Annotated in this window: 13 protein-coding genes and 2 pseudogenes; 1 reads left to right on the top strand and 14 read right to left on the bottom strand. The window is 36.4% G+C overall.

Features of this window, described 5'->3' with window-relative positions:
* Positions 1-2 precede the first annotated feature (2 nt).
* Both BOQ62_RS18530 and BOQ62_RS18525 read right to left on the bottom strand, forming a co-directional pair.
* Positions 3-853 (bottom strand): annotated as a pseudogene (locus tag BOQ62_RS18530) (transketolase).
* A gap of 110 nt (positions 854-963) precedes the next feature.
* Positions 964-1,482, bottom strand: coding sequence for a hypothetical protein (locus BOQ62_RS18525; RefSeq protein WP_129041846.1), 519 nt, complete (start codon positions 1,480-1,482; stop codon positions 964-966).
* Between the two features lie 333 nt (positions 1,483-1,815).
* Between BOQ62_RS18525 and BOQ62_RS18520 the strand changes: the two genes are divergently transcribed.
* The gene (locus BOQ62_RS18520; RefSeq protein ID WP_129041844.1) at positions 1,816-4,050 is read left to right on the top strand and encodes a reprolysin-like metallopeptidase; all 2,235 of its coding nucleotides are present in this window, start codon (positions 1,816-1,818) and stop codon (positions 4,048-4,050) included.
* A gap of 76 nt (positions 4,051-4,126) precedes the next feature.
* Here BOQ62_RS18520 and BOQ62_RS18515 read toward each other — a convergent pair whose 3' ends face one another.
* The 12 genes and pseudogenes from BOQ62_RS18515 to asnB all read right to left on the bottom strand — a co-directional run bounded on the left by BOQ62_RS18515 (position 4,127) and on the right by asnB (position 15,408).
* On the bottom strand, positions 4,127-5,686 hold the full coding sequence (locus tag BOQ62_RS18515; protein WP_129041842.1) for a sodium:solute symporter: 1,560 nt from the start codon (positions 5,684-5,686) through the stop codon (positions 4,127-4,129).
* 453 nt (positions 5,687-6,139) lie between these two features.
* Positions 6,140-6,426, bottom strand: a pseudogene (locus tag BOQ62_RS18510) (GNAT family N-acetyltransferase).
* A gap of 1 nt (position 6,427) precedes the next feature.
* Complete coding sequence (locus BOQ62_RS18505; RefSeq protein WP_129041840.1) at positions 6,428-6,823, bottom strand: OsmC family protein; 396 nt, start codon at positions 6,821-6,823, stop codon at positions 6,428-6,430.
* Positions 6,823-7,041, bottom strand: a complete 219-nt coding sequence (locus BOQ62_RS18500) for a (4Fe-4S)-binding protein (RefSeq protein ID WP_129041839.1) — start codon at positions 7,039-7,041, stop codon at positions 6,823-6,825. Before BOQ62_RS18500 ends, BOQ62_RS18505 begins: the two co-directional genes overlap by 1 nt.
* Before the next feature lies 1 nt (position 7,042).
* Positions 7,043-7,621 (bottom strand): TMEM175 family protein, encoded by a 579-nt coding sequence (locus BOQ62_RS18495; RefSeq protein WP_129041837.1) that lies wholly within the window; start codon positions 7,619-7,621, stop codon positions 7,043-7,045.
* Positions 7,614-8,153: an NADPH-dependent FMN reductase gene (locus BOQ62_RS18490; protein ID WP_129041835.1), complete on the bottom strand. Its 540-nt coding sequence runs from the start codon at positions 8,151-8,153 to the stop codon at positions 7,614-7,616. The genes BOQ62_RS18495 and BOQ62_RS18490 overlap by 8 nt, the downstream gene beginning before the upstream one ends.
* Positions 8,154-8,174: 21 nt before the next feature.
* Positions 8,175-9,074: a pirin family protein gene (locus tag BOQ62_RS18485; RefSeq protein WP_129041833.1), complete on the bottom strand. Its 900-nt coding sequence runs from the start codon at positions 9,072-9,074 to the stop codon at positions 8,175-8,177.
* A 58-nt stretch (positions 9,075-9,132) separates the two neighbouring features.
* A complete protein-coding gene (locus tag BOQ62_RS18480) occupies positions 9,133-9,444 on the bottom strand; it encodes a GNAT family N-acetyltransferase (RefSeq protein ID WP_129041831.1) in 312 nt (103 codons plus the stop codon).
* 152 nt (positions 9,445-9,596) lie between these two features.
* Complete coding sequence (locus BOQ62_RS18475; protein WP_129041829.1) at positions 9,597-10,472, bottom strand: pirin family protein; 876 nt, start codon at positions 10,470-10,472, stop codon at positions 9,597-9,599.
* A 128-nt stretch (positions 10,473-10,600) separates the two neighbouring features.
* Entirely contained in the window at positions 10,601-12,004 is a 1,404-nt protein-coding gene (locus BOQ62_RS18470) for an MFS transporter (protein ID WP_129041826.1), read from the bottom strand.
* A gap of 141 nt (positions 12,005-12,145) precedes the next feature.
* Positions 12,146-12,958, bottom strand: coding sequence for a hypothetical protein (locus tag BOQ62_RS18465; protein WP_129041824.1), 813 nt, complete (start codon positions 12,956-12,958; stop codon positions 12,146-12,148).
* 782 nt (positions 12,959-13,740) lie between these two features.
* Positions 13,741-15,408, bottom strand: a complete 1,668-nt coding sequence (gene asnB / locus BOQ62_RS18460) for an asparagine synthase B (RefSeq protein ID WP_129041822.1) — start codon at positions 15,406-15,408, stop codon at positions 13,741-13,743.
* Positions 15,409-15,721: the final 313 nt, after the last annotated feature.

The raw sequence follows: 15,721 nt of genomic DNA, 5'->3' as shown, positions 1-15,721 counted from the left end.
TATTAGTAATCAGCCGGAGCTTCCAGGTACAATTGCTTGAATGCGGTGTCTAGCTGCTCATCATTAGGAGCTTTACCATGCCAAGCATGAGATCCCATCATATAATCAACTCCGTAACCCATTTCTGTGTGAAGAAGGATTGCTACTGGTTTCCCTTTTCCTGTTTCTGTTTTTGCCTTCTCAAGGATTGCAATTACAGCTTCAAGATCATTACCATTTTTTCCTCTAAAACAATCCATCCGAATGCTTCCAGTTTTGCATGAAGATTTCCTAAACTTAATACATCATCTGTATCTCCGTCAATCTGACGTCCGTTGTAATCAATAGTAGAAATGATATTATCTACCTTTTTAGCAGAAGCATACATCAATGCTTCCCAGATCTGACCTTCCTGAAGCTCACCATCCCCGTGAAGAGAGTAAACAAGAGACTGATCATCATCTAATTTTTTACCCTGAGCTACTCCAAGTGCAACAGAAAGTCCTTGTCCAAGAGAACCTGAAGCGATTCTGATTCCCGGAAGACCTTCGTGAGTAGTTGGATGCCCCTGTAATCTTGAATCTAATTTTCTGAAAGTACTCAGTTCTTCTACAGGGAAGAAACCAAATCTTGCTAAAGTAGAGTAGAATACCGGAGAAATATGTCCGTTTGATAGATAAAAATGATCCTCATTTTTGCCTTCCATTGTGAAAGGAAGTTTATAGTTCATTACCTTTCCGTAAAGAGCTGTAAAGAACTCTGTACAACCTAAGCTGCCACCCGGGTGTCCTGAATTCACAGCGTGAACCATTCTTAAAATGTCTCTTCTGATCTGCGTAGTAAGAGTTTTCAACTCTTCAATACTTTTACTCATTATATCTGATTTATTTGCATGCGAATTTACAATTTTTTACCGGCTTATGGAAATGCAAAAATCCGGATGTAAAAACCCGGATTTTGATTAATTTGAATATTTTTCCGTTTTTAACAGCCCTCATTAAGGTAAACGGAAATTTCCGTCACGATATTATTAACAAATTTAAAACTTAACAGCGTTCCAGCCTGGCTATCTTCAAGATTAAAATAACCGGTATCTTTAATCGGTTTGCCATTAGAATCCCAGTCCGGACGTACACTGAAGTTAGCATAATTTCTATAGGCATTGATCAGATCATCCCTTGTACTTCCCACACCGATTCCGCTTTTGGTCTTAAATTTTTTACTCGAAGTGGTCATATAAGTAATGGAAGGAACACTTGGGTTGGCTTCATTAATATAATTATCAAAAAGATCAATCTGAATAGTTTCTCCATTATATTGTACCAGGTTTTTCTTTTCTCCGCTAGAATTTACCAGTTTTGTTCCGGCTATCTTTTCGGCTTCAACTTTAGGCATGAAAACTTTAAAGGGCCCGATTCGTAAGGTTGATACTTCAAAATTTTCCTGAGCACTCATGAATCCAAATGTTAATGAAAACAGGAGAATTGAGATTAGTTTTTTCATAGTTTTTAAGTTTCTATTATTTGTTTTGATAAATTTTGGAATGATGTTGATATTTTTCATGCCAAAGATAATCAAAACGAAAAGTCTATAAAATCAGTTATTTTACGGAAAAGAAAAAAAGAAAAATATTTATTGAGGGTAATGCTTTATAGTAGCAGGATCGTTGTTTTTTTGCAAGATAACTTTGCTTTTTTTTGAATTTTCATATGTGATAATTGAATTAATTTAACTAATTTTATAATTCCAGATTATTTGAATTATTACCATTTAACTAATTATTCTTTGGTTTTTGGTCATATTAATTACAATAGTAAAAATTACATACCATTATATATGAAAATTAAACAATTATTTTATTTGGGGATATTTGTGATATCCATTTCCTCAGGGAAAGCCCAGGACTTTTTTACGGTAATCAGTGAGAGGTCCATTAAAGCAGATCCTAAAAATAGGACAGTGCAACCGGAAAAGTCTATGACCTACACATTGGATGTGGCTGGAATGAAAAGTTATTTTAATTCTGTTCCGGAATTAAAAGACAGTGATCGTAAAGATAATGCTCCGATTATTGTTCTGCCAATGCCAGACGGTACGAAAGCAAAGTTCAGAATCTGGAAATCTTCAGTAATGGCTCCGGGATTAGCAAGCCAGTTTCCTCAGATTGTTACTTTTACAGGACAAGGTATTGATGATAAATATGCCACTATCAAACTGGATTTTACAGAAATGGGATTCCATGCGCAGATCAAATCTGTAGTAGCTGGTGATATCTATATTGATCCTTATGCAAAACTGGATATTAATAACTATATCGTTTATAAGAAAAGTGATCTGATTGATAAAAATCCGAGATCATGTGGAGTAAATGACGAGGATGATTCTCCATTAGGAAAAAAAAACGCTCAAAAAACCACAGCTCCAAGCGTAGGAACTCAAATTAGAGTTTTCAGGCTTGCTGTTGCGTGTACAGGAGAATATGCGGTAGCGGCAACGGGTACAGCGACTCCTACTGTTGCACAGACACTTTCAGCCATTGTCACTTCTGTAAACAGAGTAAACGGAGTGTATGAGCAGGAAGTAGCTTCAAGATTAGTATTAGTGGATAACGAAGCAAATGTAGTTTTTACGAATGCTACTACAGATCCGTTTAATGGAAATAATAACGCCAATACACTGATTAATGAAAGCCAGACTCAGATTGATTTATTGATTGGAAATGCCAATTATGACATCGGGCATACCTTCAGTACCGGAGGTGGTGGATTAGCCGGATTAGGAGTAATTTGTAATAATTCAAACAAAGGAAGAGGAATAACAGGTTCACCTAACCCTGTGGGGGATCCTTATGATATTGATTATGTAGCTCATGAAGTAGGACACCAGTTTGGAGGGCCACATACTTTTAACGCAACTACAGGAAATTGTAGTGGAAACCGTAGTGCAGCCAACGCTGTAGAACCGGGAAGTGGAATTACGATTATGGCTTATGCCGGAATTTGCGGTAGTGTCAATAACCTTGCAGCCAACAGTATTGCTATCTTCCATACCAAATCATATCAGTCTATAACAACAAAAGTTCAGTCAACAACGTGTCAGGTAACTATTCCTTCCAACAATTTTGCACCCACTGTAAATGCGGGAGGTGATTATACGATCCCTAAGAGTACACCATTTAGATTAGAAGGATCTGCTTCAGATATAGATAATAATCCACTTACTTACTGCTGGGAACAGAATGATGTAGGCCCGGCAAGTGACTGGAATGTTCCTACAGGAAATGCTGCGATATTCAGATCATTTATGCCTGTAACAGTTCCTTACAGATACTTCCCGAAAATTACAGATGTTATCAATAATATTACGTCTAAGGGAGAAATTTTACCATCTTACGCAAGAACGATGGAGTTCAGACTGACGGTAAGAGATAATAATGCAGGTTGTGCAGGAGTTTCCAATGATGATGCAATCATTACCGTTGATGGAAATTCAGGGCCGTTCACTGTAACGGCACCTACTACAGCGGTAAGCTGGGCGGGTAATTCTACTCAGACTATCACATGGAATGTAGCCAATACAACTGCTTTTCCGGTAAATGCTGCTACGGTAAATATTTATCTTTCAACAGATGGAGGACTTACTTATCCTAGTTTGATTCTGGCTTCCACTCCGAACGATGGCTCTGAAACAGTTACCATTCCTAACGTCAATACTACACAGGCAAGAATTATGGTGGCTGCAGAAACAAACGTTTTCTACAATATTAACCCTATTAATTTCACTATTACCCAAACATTAGGTGTAAATGAAGCGGCAACAAATAAAGATGTATTTGTAGTATATCCAAATCCAAGTAAAGGATTTCTGAATATTAAATTTACTAATACCAATGATGTGTATGACATTACAGTGTATGACGTAAGCGGAAAATTAGTATTCACTCAGACTAATAACAAACTGAACCATGAGAAAACAGGTACTTTTGACTTATCTCAATTGGTTAAAGGTGATTATCTGATTAAGGTTAAATCTAAGAGTTTAGAGAAAACCGTAAAATGGATTAAAGAATAATCAATTCATTTTATTGACCCAATAAACAAAGACTGTCTTCAATGGAGGACAGTCTTTTTATTTATTTTATAAAGAACTAAACAACTTTTAAATGTTGTTTGTTTTTTACCAGCCATAAACCTATGAAGGTTAGCAATCCATTTAAGACAATCAGTTCAACTCCAATTTTATAATCTGTATAAGTGGTAACCGCTGTATTGATGAAATAAGTCAATACCGGTGCTAAAAGAGTAACTGTAAGAATGGAGTATTTTCTGGAAATCTGAAACTTGGTGAAAATTCCAAAAGCAAAAAGCCCTAGAAGTGGTCCGTAAGTATACCCTGCAATTTCCATAATCAGATAAACAATAGATTTGTCATTCAATGCTTTGAAAACCATAATCAGGATAAAGAAAACTACGGTGAAAGTTAAATGTACTTTCATACGAAGACGCTTCTTTTCTTTTTCAGTTTTGGTTTTATCTTCATTAAGGTTTAATAAATCTACACAATACGAACTTGTTACAGCGGTTAAAGCACCATCCGCAGAAGGGAATAATGCAGAGATCAGTCCAATGATAAAAATAACAGAAATAGCCATTGGGAAATATCCCTGAAGCGATAATGCCGGGAAAAGGTCATCTCCCATGATATTTTTAATATTTCCTGCTGAGTCTTTAAATCCAAAAATATTCGTTACAGTTTCAGCCTTTATCGTTCCATATTCTGCACCATGCTGCAATGCAAAAAGATATAATAATCCTCCCAGGAATAAGAATGCAAGATTTACGATAAGAAGTGTTCCTGCAAAAGTCAGCATGTTTTTCTTTGAATTCTTAAGGTTATCTACGGAGATATTTTTCTGCATCATTTCCTGATCCAGACCTGTCATAGCAATCGTAATAAAAATTCCTCCCAAAATGGTTTTCAGGAAAAAGGTTTTGGAATTTGGGTCAAAATTGATGAAGTGCGTATAGTTTTTCTGTTCAAGAATCGTATAAGCTTCCCCAAATGATAAATTCAGATTAGATAAAATATAAACAATACAGGCTACAAGACTGATAATCATGAAAGAAGTCTGCAGGGTGTCTGTAATAACAATAGTTTTTACACCTCCCTCAAAAGTATACAGAAGTACCATCAACAAAAGAACAAGAGAAGTTACCCAAAACGGAACTCCCAATCCTTCAAGTAAGAATATCTGCAAGACATTCACCACCAGATATAATCTTGCTGTAGCACCAATTGCTCTTGAAATGATAAAAAAGATAGAACCTATTTTATGAGCTTCTACATTGAATCTTTTTCCCAAATAGGTATAAATAGAGGTCAGATTCATTTTATAGTAAAGTGGTAATAATATTGCTGCTACAATGAAGTAACCAATGAAGAACCCGATGACCATCATATAATATTCGAAACCTCCGTAGATATATTCGGAGCCTGTCATTTTTCCTACCGTTCCCGGAACGGAAATAAAAGTAACCCCGCTTAGGCTGGTTCCTATCATGCCGAATGCAACGAGCCACCATTTACTCTTTTTGTTACCGATAAAGAATGACTGGTTATCGGAATTCCGGCTGGTGAAATATGAAATGACCAAAAGACCAATAAAATAGATGAAAACAAATAGCAAAAGGATCGTTCCTGAATTCATGCCTGATTTTTAAATTTTAGCAAATATATAAAAAAGATCAGTCGTGAATGATGAATTTAGTTCAGACACAATTTTTAAACAATTACTTTTTTGAAATTGATCTAAGTTCGGGATAAAACCTGTATTTTCAGAAAGGTTTGAAGCTAGGAGCTGGAAGCAGGAAGTTATAAAGCTGATAAAAGAAATTATTCTCTATATTTTCATCTTTTTATAGTGACAACGGGTAAAAAGTAACTTTACTCTTCTGTCTTAAAGCTGGGTGCTATTTTCTGAGTTAATAATAACAGTTTGCTTCATCAAATCAATTAAAAATTGATTCATTCTTTGCATGCTTAAAGTTTAATATAATGTAAAATAAGCTTTGCGTTAATAAAGAATCATAAAATAGCTGCATAAAAAACCCTTTCAGAAATCTCTCTGAAAGGGTTGTATGGTAAGGTTAGAATACAGTGACTAATTCACTAAAACATCCTGAAGTTCCTCACTTTTCTGGAAACTTGCCTTAGCAAAAGGGCAGAGGGGAATAATTTTCTTATCATTTTTCTGGCAAAATCTACAGCTGCCAGAAGCATTTCCTTGCCTACGCCTTTTCCGTTGTAGGCTTCTTCCACCTCGGTGTGGTCTATAATAAATCTTTCTTCTCCGGCCCAGGTATAGGTCATCATTCCTGCGCGTCTTCCATCTATGAAAGCTTCAAAACTTCCGTGTTTTTCGTCGTTGTTTTGTTTTACTTCGATCATGTTATGAGAATTTAGTTAGTATTTCTATATCGTTGGTTAATATTTTGTGAACGGGGCATGCATCCGCAATGGTGTGTAGTCTTTTAAGCTGCTCATCATCCAGAATACCTTCAAAGCTGATATCTCTTTTGAAAACCGCTCTTTTTGTTAAAGGAAAATTTTCCAGTTCTACTTCTACATTGATGTTTTCCACATCCCATTCCTTTCTTTCAATATACATTCTTAAAGTAGCTGCTGTACAGCTTGCCAGTGACGTAGCCAGAATTTCCATAGGGTTAAGACCTTTGTTCTGTCCGCCTTTATCAATCGGCTCATCCGTAATGATAGTATTTTCGCCGGCAGTTACTTCTGTATAATATTTTGTTTTTCTTAAACTTGCTTTTACCGTTACCGCCATTATTTTGCTGTGTTGAATTTATAGCTTAATGCACCTGACGGGCATAGATCTATTTGATTTTTAAGTTCTTCAGGACTTGCGTTTTCTGCTTTTATCCAAGGTCTTTCCTTGGGATTATAAACTTTTGGAAGTGTTTTTACACATATGGCAGAGTGAATACATTTCTGAGGCTGCCAGATAACAATGATGTTTCCGTTAGGATATTCGTGTGTTTCCATATCAATTTTCTTTTAATGTTTTTTCGATTCTTCTGTCGGGAATCAGCCATATAAGAGCCACTAGATAATAAAAACCTATGGCAATATAAGGATAAAAAAATGAAGTAGCGATTCCCAGGACATAAAATACGATAGAGATATATTCTTTATATTTCGAATGGATAGCTTCTTTCAGCTTTGAATCTTCTCCCTCGCACCGGATGATCACATGCTCCAGAATGGTATAAGCAATGGCGGACATGATAAGCCCGATACCATACACTGCAACAGGATTTTTGGCGAAATTTGTAGTTCCGATCCACTCTGTAGCCACAGGCATCAGAGAAAGCCAGAATAGAAGATGAAGATTAGCCCAAAGGATGCTGCCATTTACTTTTTTTACGGTCTGAAACAGATGATGATGATTGTTCCAGTAGATTCCTACATAAATAAAACTGAAAATATAGGCCAGAAATTTAGGAAGAAGAGGTTTGAGACTGGCCCAGCTATTTCCTTCCGGTACTTTCAATTCAAGTACCATAATGGTGATAATAATAGCAAGGACACCATCACTGAACGCCTCCAGTCTTCCTTTAGTCATTTATTTTAACCTGATTTTTAAAGTTCTGTATCTTATCTTTCAGATCATTCAGCATATCCGGATTGATGATTCCGCTTTCCATATCAAAATTTTCGTAAAACTTCGGTAACGAAAAAGTATCCTTGATATCTGCTGCAAACTGAGGGAAAAATGTTTTTGCTGTATTCATCACATTTCCGCCGCCATAACCTCCGGGAGAGGTACTCATTAAAAGCATTGGTTTATTTTGAAATACTTTTACATTAATCCTTGAAGACCAGTCAAAAACATTTTTAAAGGCTGAACTGTAAGAACGGTTGTGTTCTGCAAGAGAGCAGATGATGACGTCACATTCTTCAATAGTTTTTAAAAACTGATGGGCTTCATCCGGAAAACCTTTCTTTTCAAGGTCTACAGAAAAAACAGGCATCGTGAAATCGTTGAGGTCAATCAGATTGATTTCCTCATCCTGAAAATCTTTCAGAACAAATTTTACCAGTTCTCTGTTGATAGAAGTGGAAGATGAACTTCCTGCAAATGCTAATATTTTCATATTTAATACGCTGAACTGAAATTATTTTCTGTTTAAAATAGCCTTAGGAAGGGGAACATACTCGTTCTCATCGCCCGGAACCAAAGGAAATGCTTCGTGATTCTGGTCATTCCAGTTTACTTTTGCCTGATCAATTAATTCTTTATCAGAATTGACGAAGTTCCAGAATATAAAACGTTCTTCATCAAAGGGTTCACCACCGAAAAGATAAACCGTTCCGTTTTCACTCATATCGAATTCGCAAAGCTTAGTGTCTTTGGCGATCATTAGCTGTTTTGAACCATAAGAATTTCCTTCTGTGGTCACTGTTCCATCCAGAACATACATCGCTGCTTCTCCGTAAAGATCTTTCCCTATGCTTATTTTCTTCGCCTCTTTTGTTTTGATTTCGATGAAAAACAATTTGCTGTGTACAGGAACAGCAGATGTTCTACCGAAGGCTTCACCCGCAATTAATTTATACTGAATGCCATCTTCTTCCCAAACCGGAATCTCATCCGCTTCAATATGGTGAAAAGTAGGCTCAGACTGTTCAAGATGCTTCGGAAGACCTACCCAGATCTGAAATCCGTGAAGTCTTTTATCACTGTGTCTCAGATATTCAGGGGTTCTTTCTGAGTGTACAACCCCTTTTCCGGCCGTCATCCAGTTGACGGCACCCGGTTTTATTTCTATAGCACTTCCAATGCTGTCTCTGTGGAAAATAGAACCTTCCAACAGATACGTTAACGTAGATAAACCGATATGCGGATGTGGCGGAACATCAAGATTTTGATAATCTTTTAATTCTGAAGGTCCCATGTGGTCAATAAAAACGAAAGGGCCAACCGCTCTTTTTTCACGAAAAGGAAGAAGTCTTCCTACCAGGAAATTTCCGATATCTGCTGCTTTTTCTTCTATAATAAGTCCAATATTTGACATGATGATGTGATACTTTTTAAAATGTTATTTAAATAAATTGATGAGTTCTGATGAAGGCTTAAAGTTTGTCATATCCTTCAAATTTCTCATCCACAATACGCTTCCATTCAGGGTGCTTCTTTATAAAAGCGAAAACATAAGGACAAAATGGAAGAAGCTTTTTTCCGCTTTCTTCAATATAATTCAAGGTTTTCTCTACTACAGCTGCCGCTGCACCTGTTCCCGCCAGTTCAGAATCTGCTTCAGTGTGTATCAAAGAAATCTGATGTGTTGTCTCCCGATAATCAATGAATGCGTAATATCCGTTGAATTCTATTTCGAATCTTTTTTCTGCTTTTATAAGAGGTATATTTTCAAATTCTGTTTTCATAATATTTGTACTAAGGGTGTAGGGTTCCTGTAAATAGGAAATTGCTCATTAAGATAATTAAACCTTATAGGTTTTTAAAACCTATAAGGTTTGCCATTATATAAAGTTAATAAAAAAAGGAATAATCAAAGATTAAGATAAATTTAATTCTTTTAATCTTCCAGGTATCCGAATTTTCCTGTATTGAAATCCTCGAAAGCCTGCATAATTTCTTCTCTGGAATTCATTACGAAAGGTCCATGAGGATAGATGGGTTCGTTGATGGGTTCTCCACTGATAATCAAAACAACAGCATCTTCTTTTGCTTCAATAGTGAAGGTTTCGCCTTCGTTTTTAAACAGGGCAAAATGATCTGCTTTAATGGTCTCTTCTCCGTTAATGATAATACTTCCTTCAATCACTAAAGCTGCAGTGTTGAAATGAGCCGGGAAATTAAATTCCGCTTTTCCTCCTGCTTTTAGCTTTGCATTCATCATATGAACTGGAGTAAAAGTACTCGCAGGTCCTTTATGACCATCATATTCTCCGGCAATTACTTCTACAGAACCATTTTCACCCAAATCAACTCTTTCCATTTTAGAGTTTTCTATAGCCTGGTATTTCGGGCAGCTCATTTTATCTTTGGCAGGAAGATTTATCCAAAGCTGAACCATCTGAAAAATTCCTCCTTCTTTTGCCCATTCTGTTTCATGATATTCTTTATGAAGAACACCTTTGGCCGCAGTCATCCACTGTACATCACCTTCTCCGATCACGCCGCCTCCGCCAGCACTGTCGTGGTGTTCTACTTTTCCGCTATACGCTATGGTTACAGTTTCAAAACCTCTGTGCGGATGCACTCCAACACCTCTTGGTGTATCTGATCCATTGAAGTGAAATTTTGAATTGTAATCCAGCATAATGAACGGATCCATTCTTTTCATATCCAATCCAGGTACACCCGGAATAAAATTATGAACCCTGAATCCATCACCTACAAAGTGTGCAGGTTTTGGAGATACTACGATTTCTATTTTTTTAGTTGCCATCACATTGTTAATTTATGTAAACAAAATTACCATTGTTATATGCGAAAAGCATTGATCTGTGTTAAGTTCGTAGCCTGTGTTGGATAGAGAGAATATGAGTAGATAGAGTGGTATTTAATCCAATCTGCTTAATCTTCCTTCGACTTCATATTCTTCCCATCCGAAATGTGCAGCCTTCTAAAAACAAATCCGGATAGAATCGTTAATATTCCTACGGTTAGAAAAGTGTATCGAAAAGCATTATGAATTTCCCCTTTGATGAGATCTGTATTTTCAAATAGCTTTAAAACAATCAATCCGAAGGCAATTCCAAAACCGATTGCTAATTGTTGATTGACAGAGATTAATGAGTTTCCGCTGCTGGTCTGAAAATTTCGAAGATCAGCGATAGAAATTGTGTTCATGGAGGTGAACTGTATAGAGTTGAAAAAGCCTAATACTGCAATAATGGGAACAAACCAATATAATGAAGTGTGGATATTTGGTATGGCAAGAAGGCAGATGAGTGTTCCGATAATGAAGGTATTCACCATTAACGTCTGACGATAGCCATATTTATCTAAAATTTTAATAACAGAAGATTTTCCGAAGATAGCTGTTAAAGCCATTGGAGCAATAATCCAGCCTGATGTTACTGCAGACTGTTTATACGCAATCTGAATCATCAGTGGAAGCAACAACGGAACAGAGCTTATTCCTAATCTGGTAGCTAGATTTCCTACAATACCAACCCGGAAAGTTCTTACCTGAAACAAGTTTAAAGGAAAAATAGGATGACCTCCCTTTTTTGCATGTTTATAGTAATAATAAAGGAATAAGAAACCAAGGATAAACACTACAAGAACTGGAGTAATATTCTGCATATCTCCAAAAAGTTCCAGAGAAACAGAAAGCAGGAGAGAAGCTGCCGCAAAAATCAGGAAGCCTTTTAAATCAAAATCAACATCATCGGATTTGTAATTGGGCATGAACTTTAAACCTAAAACAATTCCTAAAATACCAATGGGAATATTGATCAGAAAGATCCAATGCCATGAAAGGTAATCTACCATATAACCTCCGACTAAAGGTCCCAGTACAGGACCGATAAGAGCAGGAATAATGGCAAAGTTCATGGCTTTGAGTAGTTCATTTTTATCAAAAGTCTTAATTAAAGCCAGTTTTCCGACAGGAGTCATGAGACTCCCTCCAACGCCCTGAATCACTCTGGAAATAACCAAATGGGTAAGATTTTGAGACATGGAGCAAAACAATGATCCTAAACTGAACAGTACCAGTGAGAAAATGAAAATTTTTTTTGTTCCGAACCGGTCTGCCAGAAATCCGCTTGCAGGCATGAAAACAGCCAGTGTCAAAACATAACTGATGATAGCGTTTTGCATGTTAAGAGGAGACTCTTTCAGGTCTTTTGCTATTGAAGGCAGCGAAGTATTCAAAATGGTGGAATCCAGCATCTGCATAAAAATAGCGGTAGCCAGAATCAGGGGAAGGATTTTCTTAATGGATGTCTGTTGTGTATTTGCTTCTGTCATTTGGTTTTAGGCTGGAGAGTATAAAAACTTCCAGGCTTTTTTGTTTGAAAAAATCTGCTTTCTTTAAGCAGATTGATCCTTAGATAAAGAAATCCATATAAAATTAAAAAAGTCCTGCGAGATTTCACAGGACTTTTTTAATTATTTTCTAGGTTTTTCTACCCCTTTCCATTCGTCACCGGCTTTTCTGTACTGGCTTAAAGTGAAAGTTTTGAAATCCTTTGTTTTGTACTCGATGTTATCAGTGTTCTGCTCAAACGGCATGATGTAGTAGTATTCGATGTCTGTTTTGTCAGATTTGTTTCCTTTTTTTACAGAAGGTACATATTTCGAGAACTTGTAGCTTGGAAGATATTGTCTCAGTCTTGTATAGAAAGCTTTATCTTCTTTTTCGCTAGGAATGATATCTACAATGTTCAGATCATCTTTTTTCTTATCCACCCAAAGGTAATATGTTTTTTCTTCTCCTATATTTCTGTTGAATGAGTTGAAAGCAAACAGTTCTTTCGGAACCAGTTCTTTGATTTTTTCAGGATCTACCTTCGTATAGAATTGTCCTTTAGATGGGTCTACATAAGTTTCAAGGTTATACATTAAAACAGAATTGTTTTCAAAATTCTTATTTTTAAAATATTGATTCAAAGATAATTCTGCGGTTGCTCTCAATTCTTTACCTCTTGCATCCAGTTTTTTTGTTGGATTCTGAGGATTTACATATTTTACAAATTCATATAAAACGATAGGCTTTATATCCTTAAGGTGAGGATACGTTTTCAGCTGCTCTGCTTTTACAAGCCAGTAGAATTGTTGATAGTAGTCATCTTTATCTGCATCTTTCACACTCTTATAAGCTAAAGCAAGCTTTTTTGAATTCAGATATTTGCCGTATTTCCCCTGTCCAAAAGCAAAACTTATGGATAATAAGACAAATAAAACAGTAAGGTTTCTTCTCATTTTTTATAATTGATATTTTCGTTTTCCAAATATAATTATTTATTAGATATTATTTTGGATTGTCAGTTAAATTATGCCATATTGTTATTGTTAATTCAAAAAAAAATCCTGTATTGCTAAAGGATTGATAAATTATAACTGAGGGAGTTAAATGTTTGAATGAGAAAAATATACATGTCAATAGCTAATTATTATGGTAAATAATTAAAAAACAAACGCAATGGACGCAAGGTTTATCTTTCATCTTATCTATTTCGTTCGCAAAATCACTTCGTTCAGCTAGGGTATCAGTTTGCCAATTGCTGGGTGCAACGTCCTTGCGATCGATCTTAAATATTAAGAAATATCTTGGCGCACTCTGCGTTAAAATTTATATTAATCAAACGCAATGTGTGCAAGGTTTGTTTATTAACGTTTTATTTTTGTTCGCGAAGGCACTTCGTTCAGCTAAGAAATCGGCTTGTCAATTGCTGGGTGCAACGTCCTTGCGATCGATCTTAAATATTAAGAAATATCTTGGTGCACTCCGCGTTAAAATTTATATTAATCAAACGCAATGTGCGCAAGGTTTGTTTAGTAACATTTTATTTTTGTTCGCGAAGGCACTTCGTTCAGCTAAGAAATCGGCTTGTCTATTGCTGAGTGAAACGCCTTTGCGATCGATCTTAAATATTAAGAAATATCTTAGCGTACTCTGCGTTAAAATATCCCGAAACCCGAAATCTCGAATCCCACAACGAATTAACCAGTGCAGCCGATTGACCATTCACCAACATACCTATCTAATACGAAGTTTCATGCACTTTAACAGCTCTTCCGCTTGGATCATTCATTTTTTTGAACGCTTCATCCCATTCTAATGCAATAGGAGTGGAGCAGGCTACAGATGGAACCGATGGAACGGTAGCTGCTGCGGTTTCACTTGGGAAATGCTCTTCAAAAATAGTTCTGTATCGGTATTCTTCCTTGTTTTGAGGGGTGTTTAACGGGAATCTGAATTTTGCGTTTGTCATCATTTCGTCTGTGACTTCTTTCTCAGCAACTGCTTTTAAAGTGTCAATCCATGAATATCCTACACCATCTGAGAATTGTTCTTTCTGTCTCCAGACAATAGAATCCGGAAGTAAATCTTCAAAAGCTTTTCTCAATACCCATTTTTCAATTTTTCCTTCAGCAGTGTTGATCATTTTATCCTGAGGGTTAATGGTCATTGCGATATCCATGAATTCTTTGTCAAGGAACGGGACTCTGCCTTCAATACCCCAGCTCATCAGTGCTTTGTTGGCTCTTAAACAGTCGTATAAGTGAAGTTTACCAAGTTTTCTTACTGTTTCATCGTGGAATTCTTTTGCGTTAGGAGCTTTGTGGAAATATAAATATCCACCGAATAATTCATCAGAACCTTCCCCTGAAAGAACCATTTTAATCCCCATAGATTTGATGACTCTTGCCAGAAGATACATTGGGGTAGATGCTCTGATGGTTGTTACATCATAGGTTTCAAGATGGTAGATCACGTCACGTACAGCATCCAGTCCTTCCTGAACTGTAAAGTTAACTTCATGGTGAACAGATCCGATGTGTTCTGCCGCTTTTTGAGCGGCTGCCAGATCTGGAGAACCAACAAGGCCTACCGCAAAACTGTGAAGTCTCGGATACCAGGCTTCCTGTGTATCTCCACTTTCGATTCTCTGACGGGCAAATTTCGCAGTGATGGCTGAAATGACAGACGAATCTAAACCTCCGGAAAGGAGGACTCCATAAGGAACGTCACTCATCAGTTGTCTGTGAACAGCATCTTCAAGGCCTTTTCTTATTTTTGAGATGTCTGTTGTATTCTCTTTTACATGATCAAAGCTATCCCAGTCTCTTGTATACCACTGCTGAAGCTCAGTTCCGTCCGGACTGTACATGAAATATCCTGGTAAGAACGTGTCTATTTTTTTACAGATACCCTCAAGAGCTTTTAATTCCGAAGCTACATAATAGTTTCCGTTTTTATCCCAACCCTGATAAAGAGGACAGATACCCATGTGATCGCGGGCGATAAGGTAGGTGTCGTTTTCAGTGTCGTATAATGCGAATGCGAAAATTCCGTTTAATTTCTCTACGAAATCTTTTCCGTATTTTCTGTAAAGTGCAAGGATCACTTCACAATCAGATTGGGTCTGAAACTCATAATCCGGAAATTCTTCTTTGAGTTCTCTATGGTTATAGATTTCACCGTTTACAGCTAATACTACTTTTCCGTCTTTTGTAAATAAAGGTTGTTTTCCGGAGGTAGGATCTACAATGGCAAGTCTTTCATGAGAAAAAATTACTTTCTCGTCCTGAAAAACTCCACTCCAGTCCGGTCCTCTATGACGGATTTTTTTTGACATTTCCAATACCTGAGGTCTTAATACTTCAGTTTTTTGTTTGGCGTCGAATAAACATACAATTCCACACATGATTTTTATTATTTATGTGACAAATGTAGAAGGGATGTTGATAAAACACAATAAAAAATATTTAAATACGAAAAATTTTAATCAATTTGATTTTTTAAGTTAAAAATTTTAATTAATTATTGGAATTGACAGGTGTTTGATTAATTTTTTTCGTTGAGCTGAAAAATAGAAGAACTTCTATACGAAATAAAAATGACATATTTATTAATCTATGGTAATTAATTATATAAATTTTACCCCTTACTTTGTGGCTCGAAATAATTTTTTTTCATCATTTGTGTTTTTACCTTCTTGCAATTCTCATGCAAGAAGG

The sequence above is a fragment of the Chryseobacterium sp. CH21 genome (assembly GCF_004119445.1).
In the GTDB taxonomy this organism is placed as follows: domain Bacteria; phylum Bacteroidota; class Bacteroidia; order Flavobacteriales; family Weeksellaceae; genus Chryseobacterium.
The sequence above is the reverse complement of the archived record's forward strand: the minus strand, read 5'-3'. Positions and strand labels throughout refer to the sequence as shown.

What these genes read in the sequence shown, in the direction of transcription:
- BOQ62_RS18465 (WP_129041824.1), bottom strand. Translation starts at nt 12,958, where the DNA reads ATGAGAAGAAACCTTACTGTTTTATTTGTCTTATTATCCATAAGTTTT.
- BOQ62_RS18495 (WP_129041837.1), bottom strand. Translation starts at nt 7,621, where the DNA reads ATGACTAAAGGAAGACTGGAGGCGTTCAGTGATGGTGTCCTTGCTATT.
- BOQ62_RS18515 (WP_129041842.1), bottom strand. Translation starts at nt 5,686, where the DNA reads ATGAATTCAGGAACGATCCTTTTGCTATTTGTTTTCATCTATTTTATT.
- BOQ62_RS18490 (WP_129041835.1), bottom strand. Translation starts at nt 8,153, where the DNA reads ATGAAAATATTAGCATTTGCAGGAAGTTCATCTTCCACTTCTATCAAC.
- BOQ62_RS18480 (WP_129041831.1), bottom strand. Translation starts at nt 9,444, where the DNA reads ATGAAAACAGAATTTGAAAATATACCTCTTATAAAAGCAGAAAAAAGA.
- BOQ62_RS18470 (WP_129041826.1), bottom strand. Translation starts at nt 12,004, where the DNA reads ATGACAGAAGCAAATACACAACAGACATCCATTAAGAAAATCCTTCCC.
- BOQ62_RS18520 (WP_129041844.1), top strand. Translation starts at nt 1,816, where the DNA reads ATGAAAATTAAACAATTATTTTATTTGGGGATATTTGTGATATCCATT.
- BOQ62_RS18505 (WP_129041840.1), bottom strand. Translation starts at nt 6,823, where the DNA reads ATGGCGGTAACGGTAAAAGCAAGTTTAAGAAAAACAAAATATTATACA.
- BOQ62_RS18475 (WP_129041829.1), bottom strand. Translation starts at nt 10,472, where the DNA reads ATGGCAACTAAAAAAATAGAAATCGTAGTATCTCCAAAACCTGCACAC.
- BOQ62_RS18500 (WP_129041839.1), bottom strand. Translation starts at nt 7,041, where the DNA reads ATGGAAACACACGAATATCCTAACGGAAACATCATTGTTATCTGGCAG.
- BOQ62_RS18525 (WP_129041846.1), bottom strand. Translation starts at nt 1,482, where the DNA reads ATGAAAAAACTAATCTCAATTCTCCTGTTTTCATTAACATTTGGATTC.
- asnB (WP_129041822.1), bottom strand. Translation starts at nt 15,408, where the DNA reads ATGTGTGGAATTGTATGTTTATTCGACGCCAAACAAAAAACTGAAGTA.
- BOQ62_RS18485 (WP_129041833.1), bottom strand. Translation starts at nt 9,074, where the DNA reads ATGTCAAATATTGGACTTATTATAGAAGAAAAAGCAGCAGATATCGGA.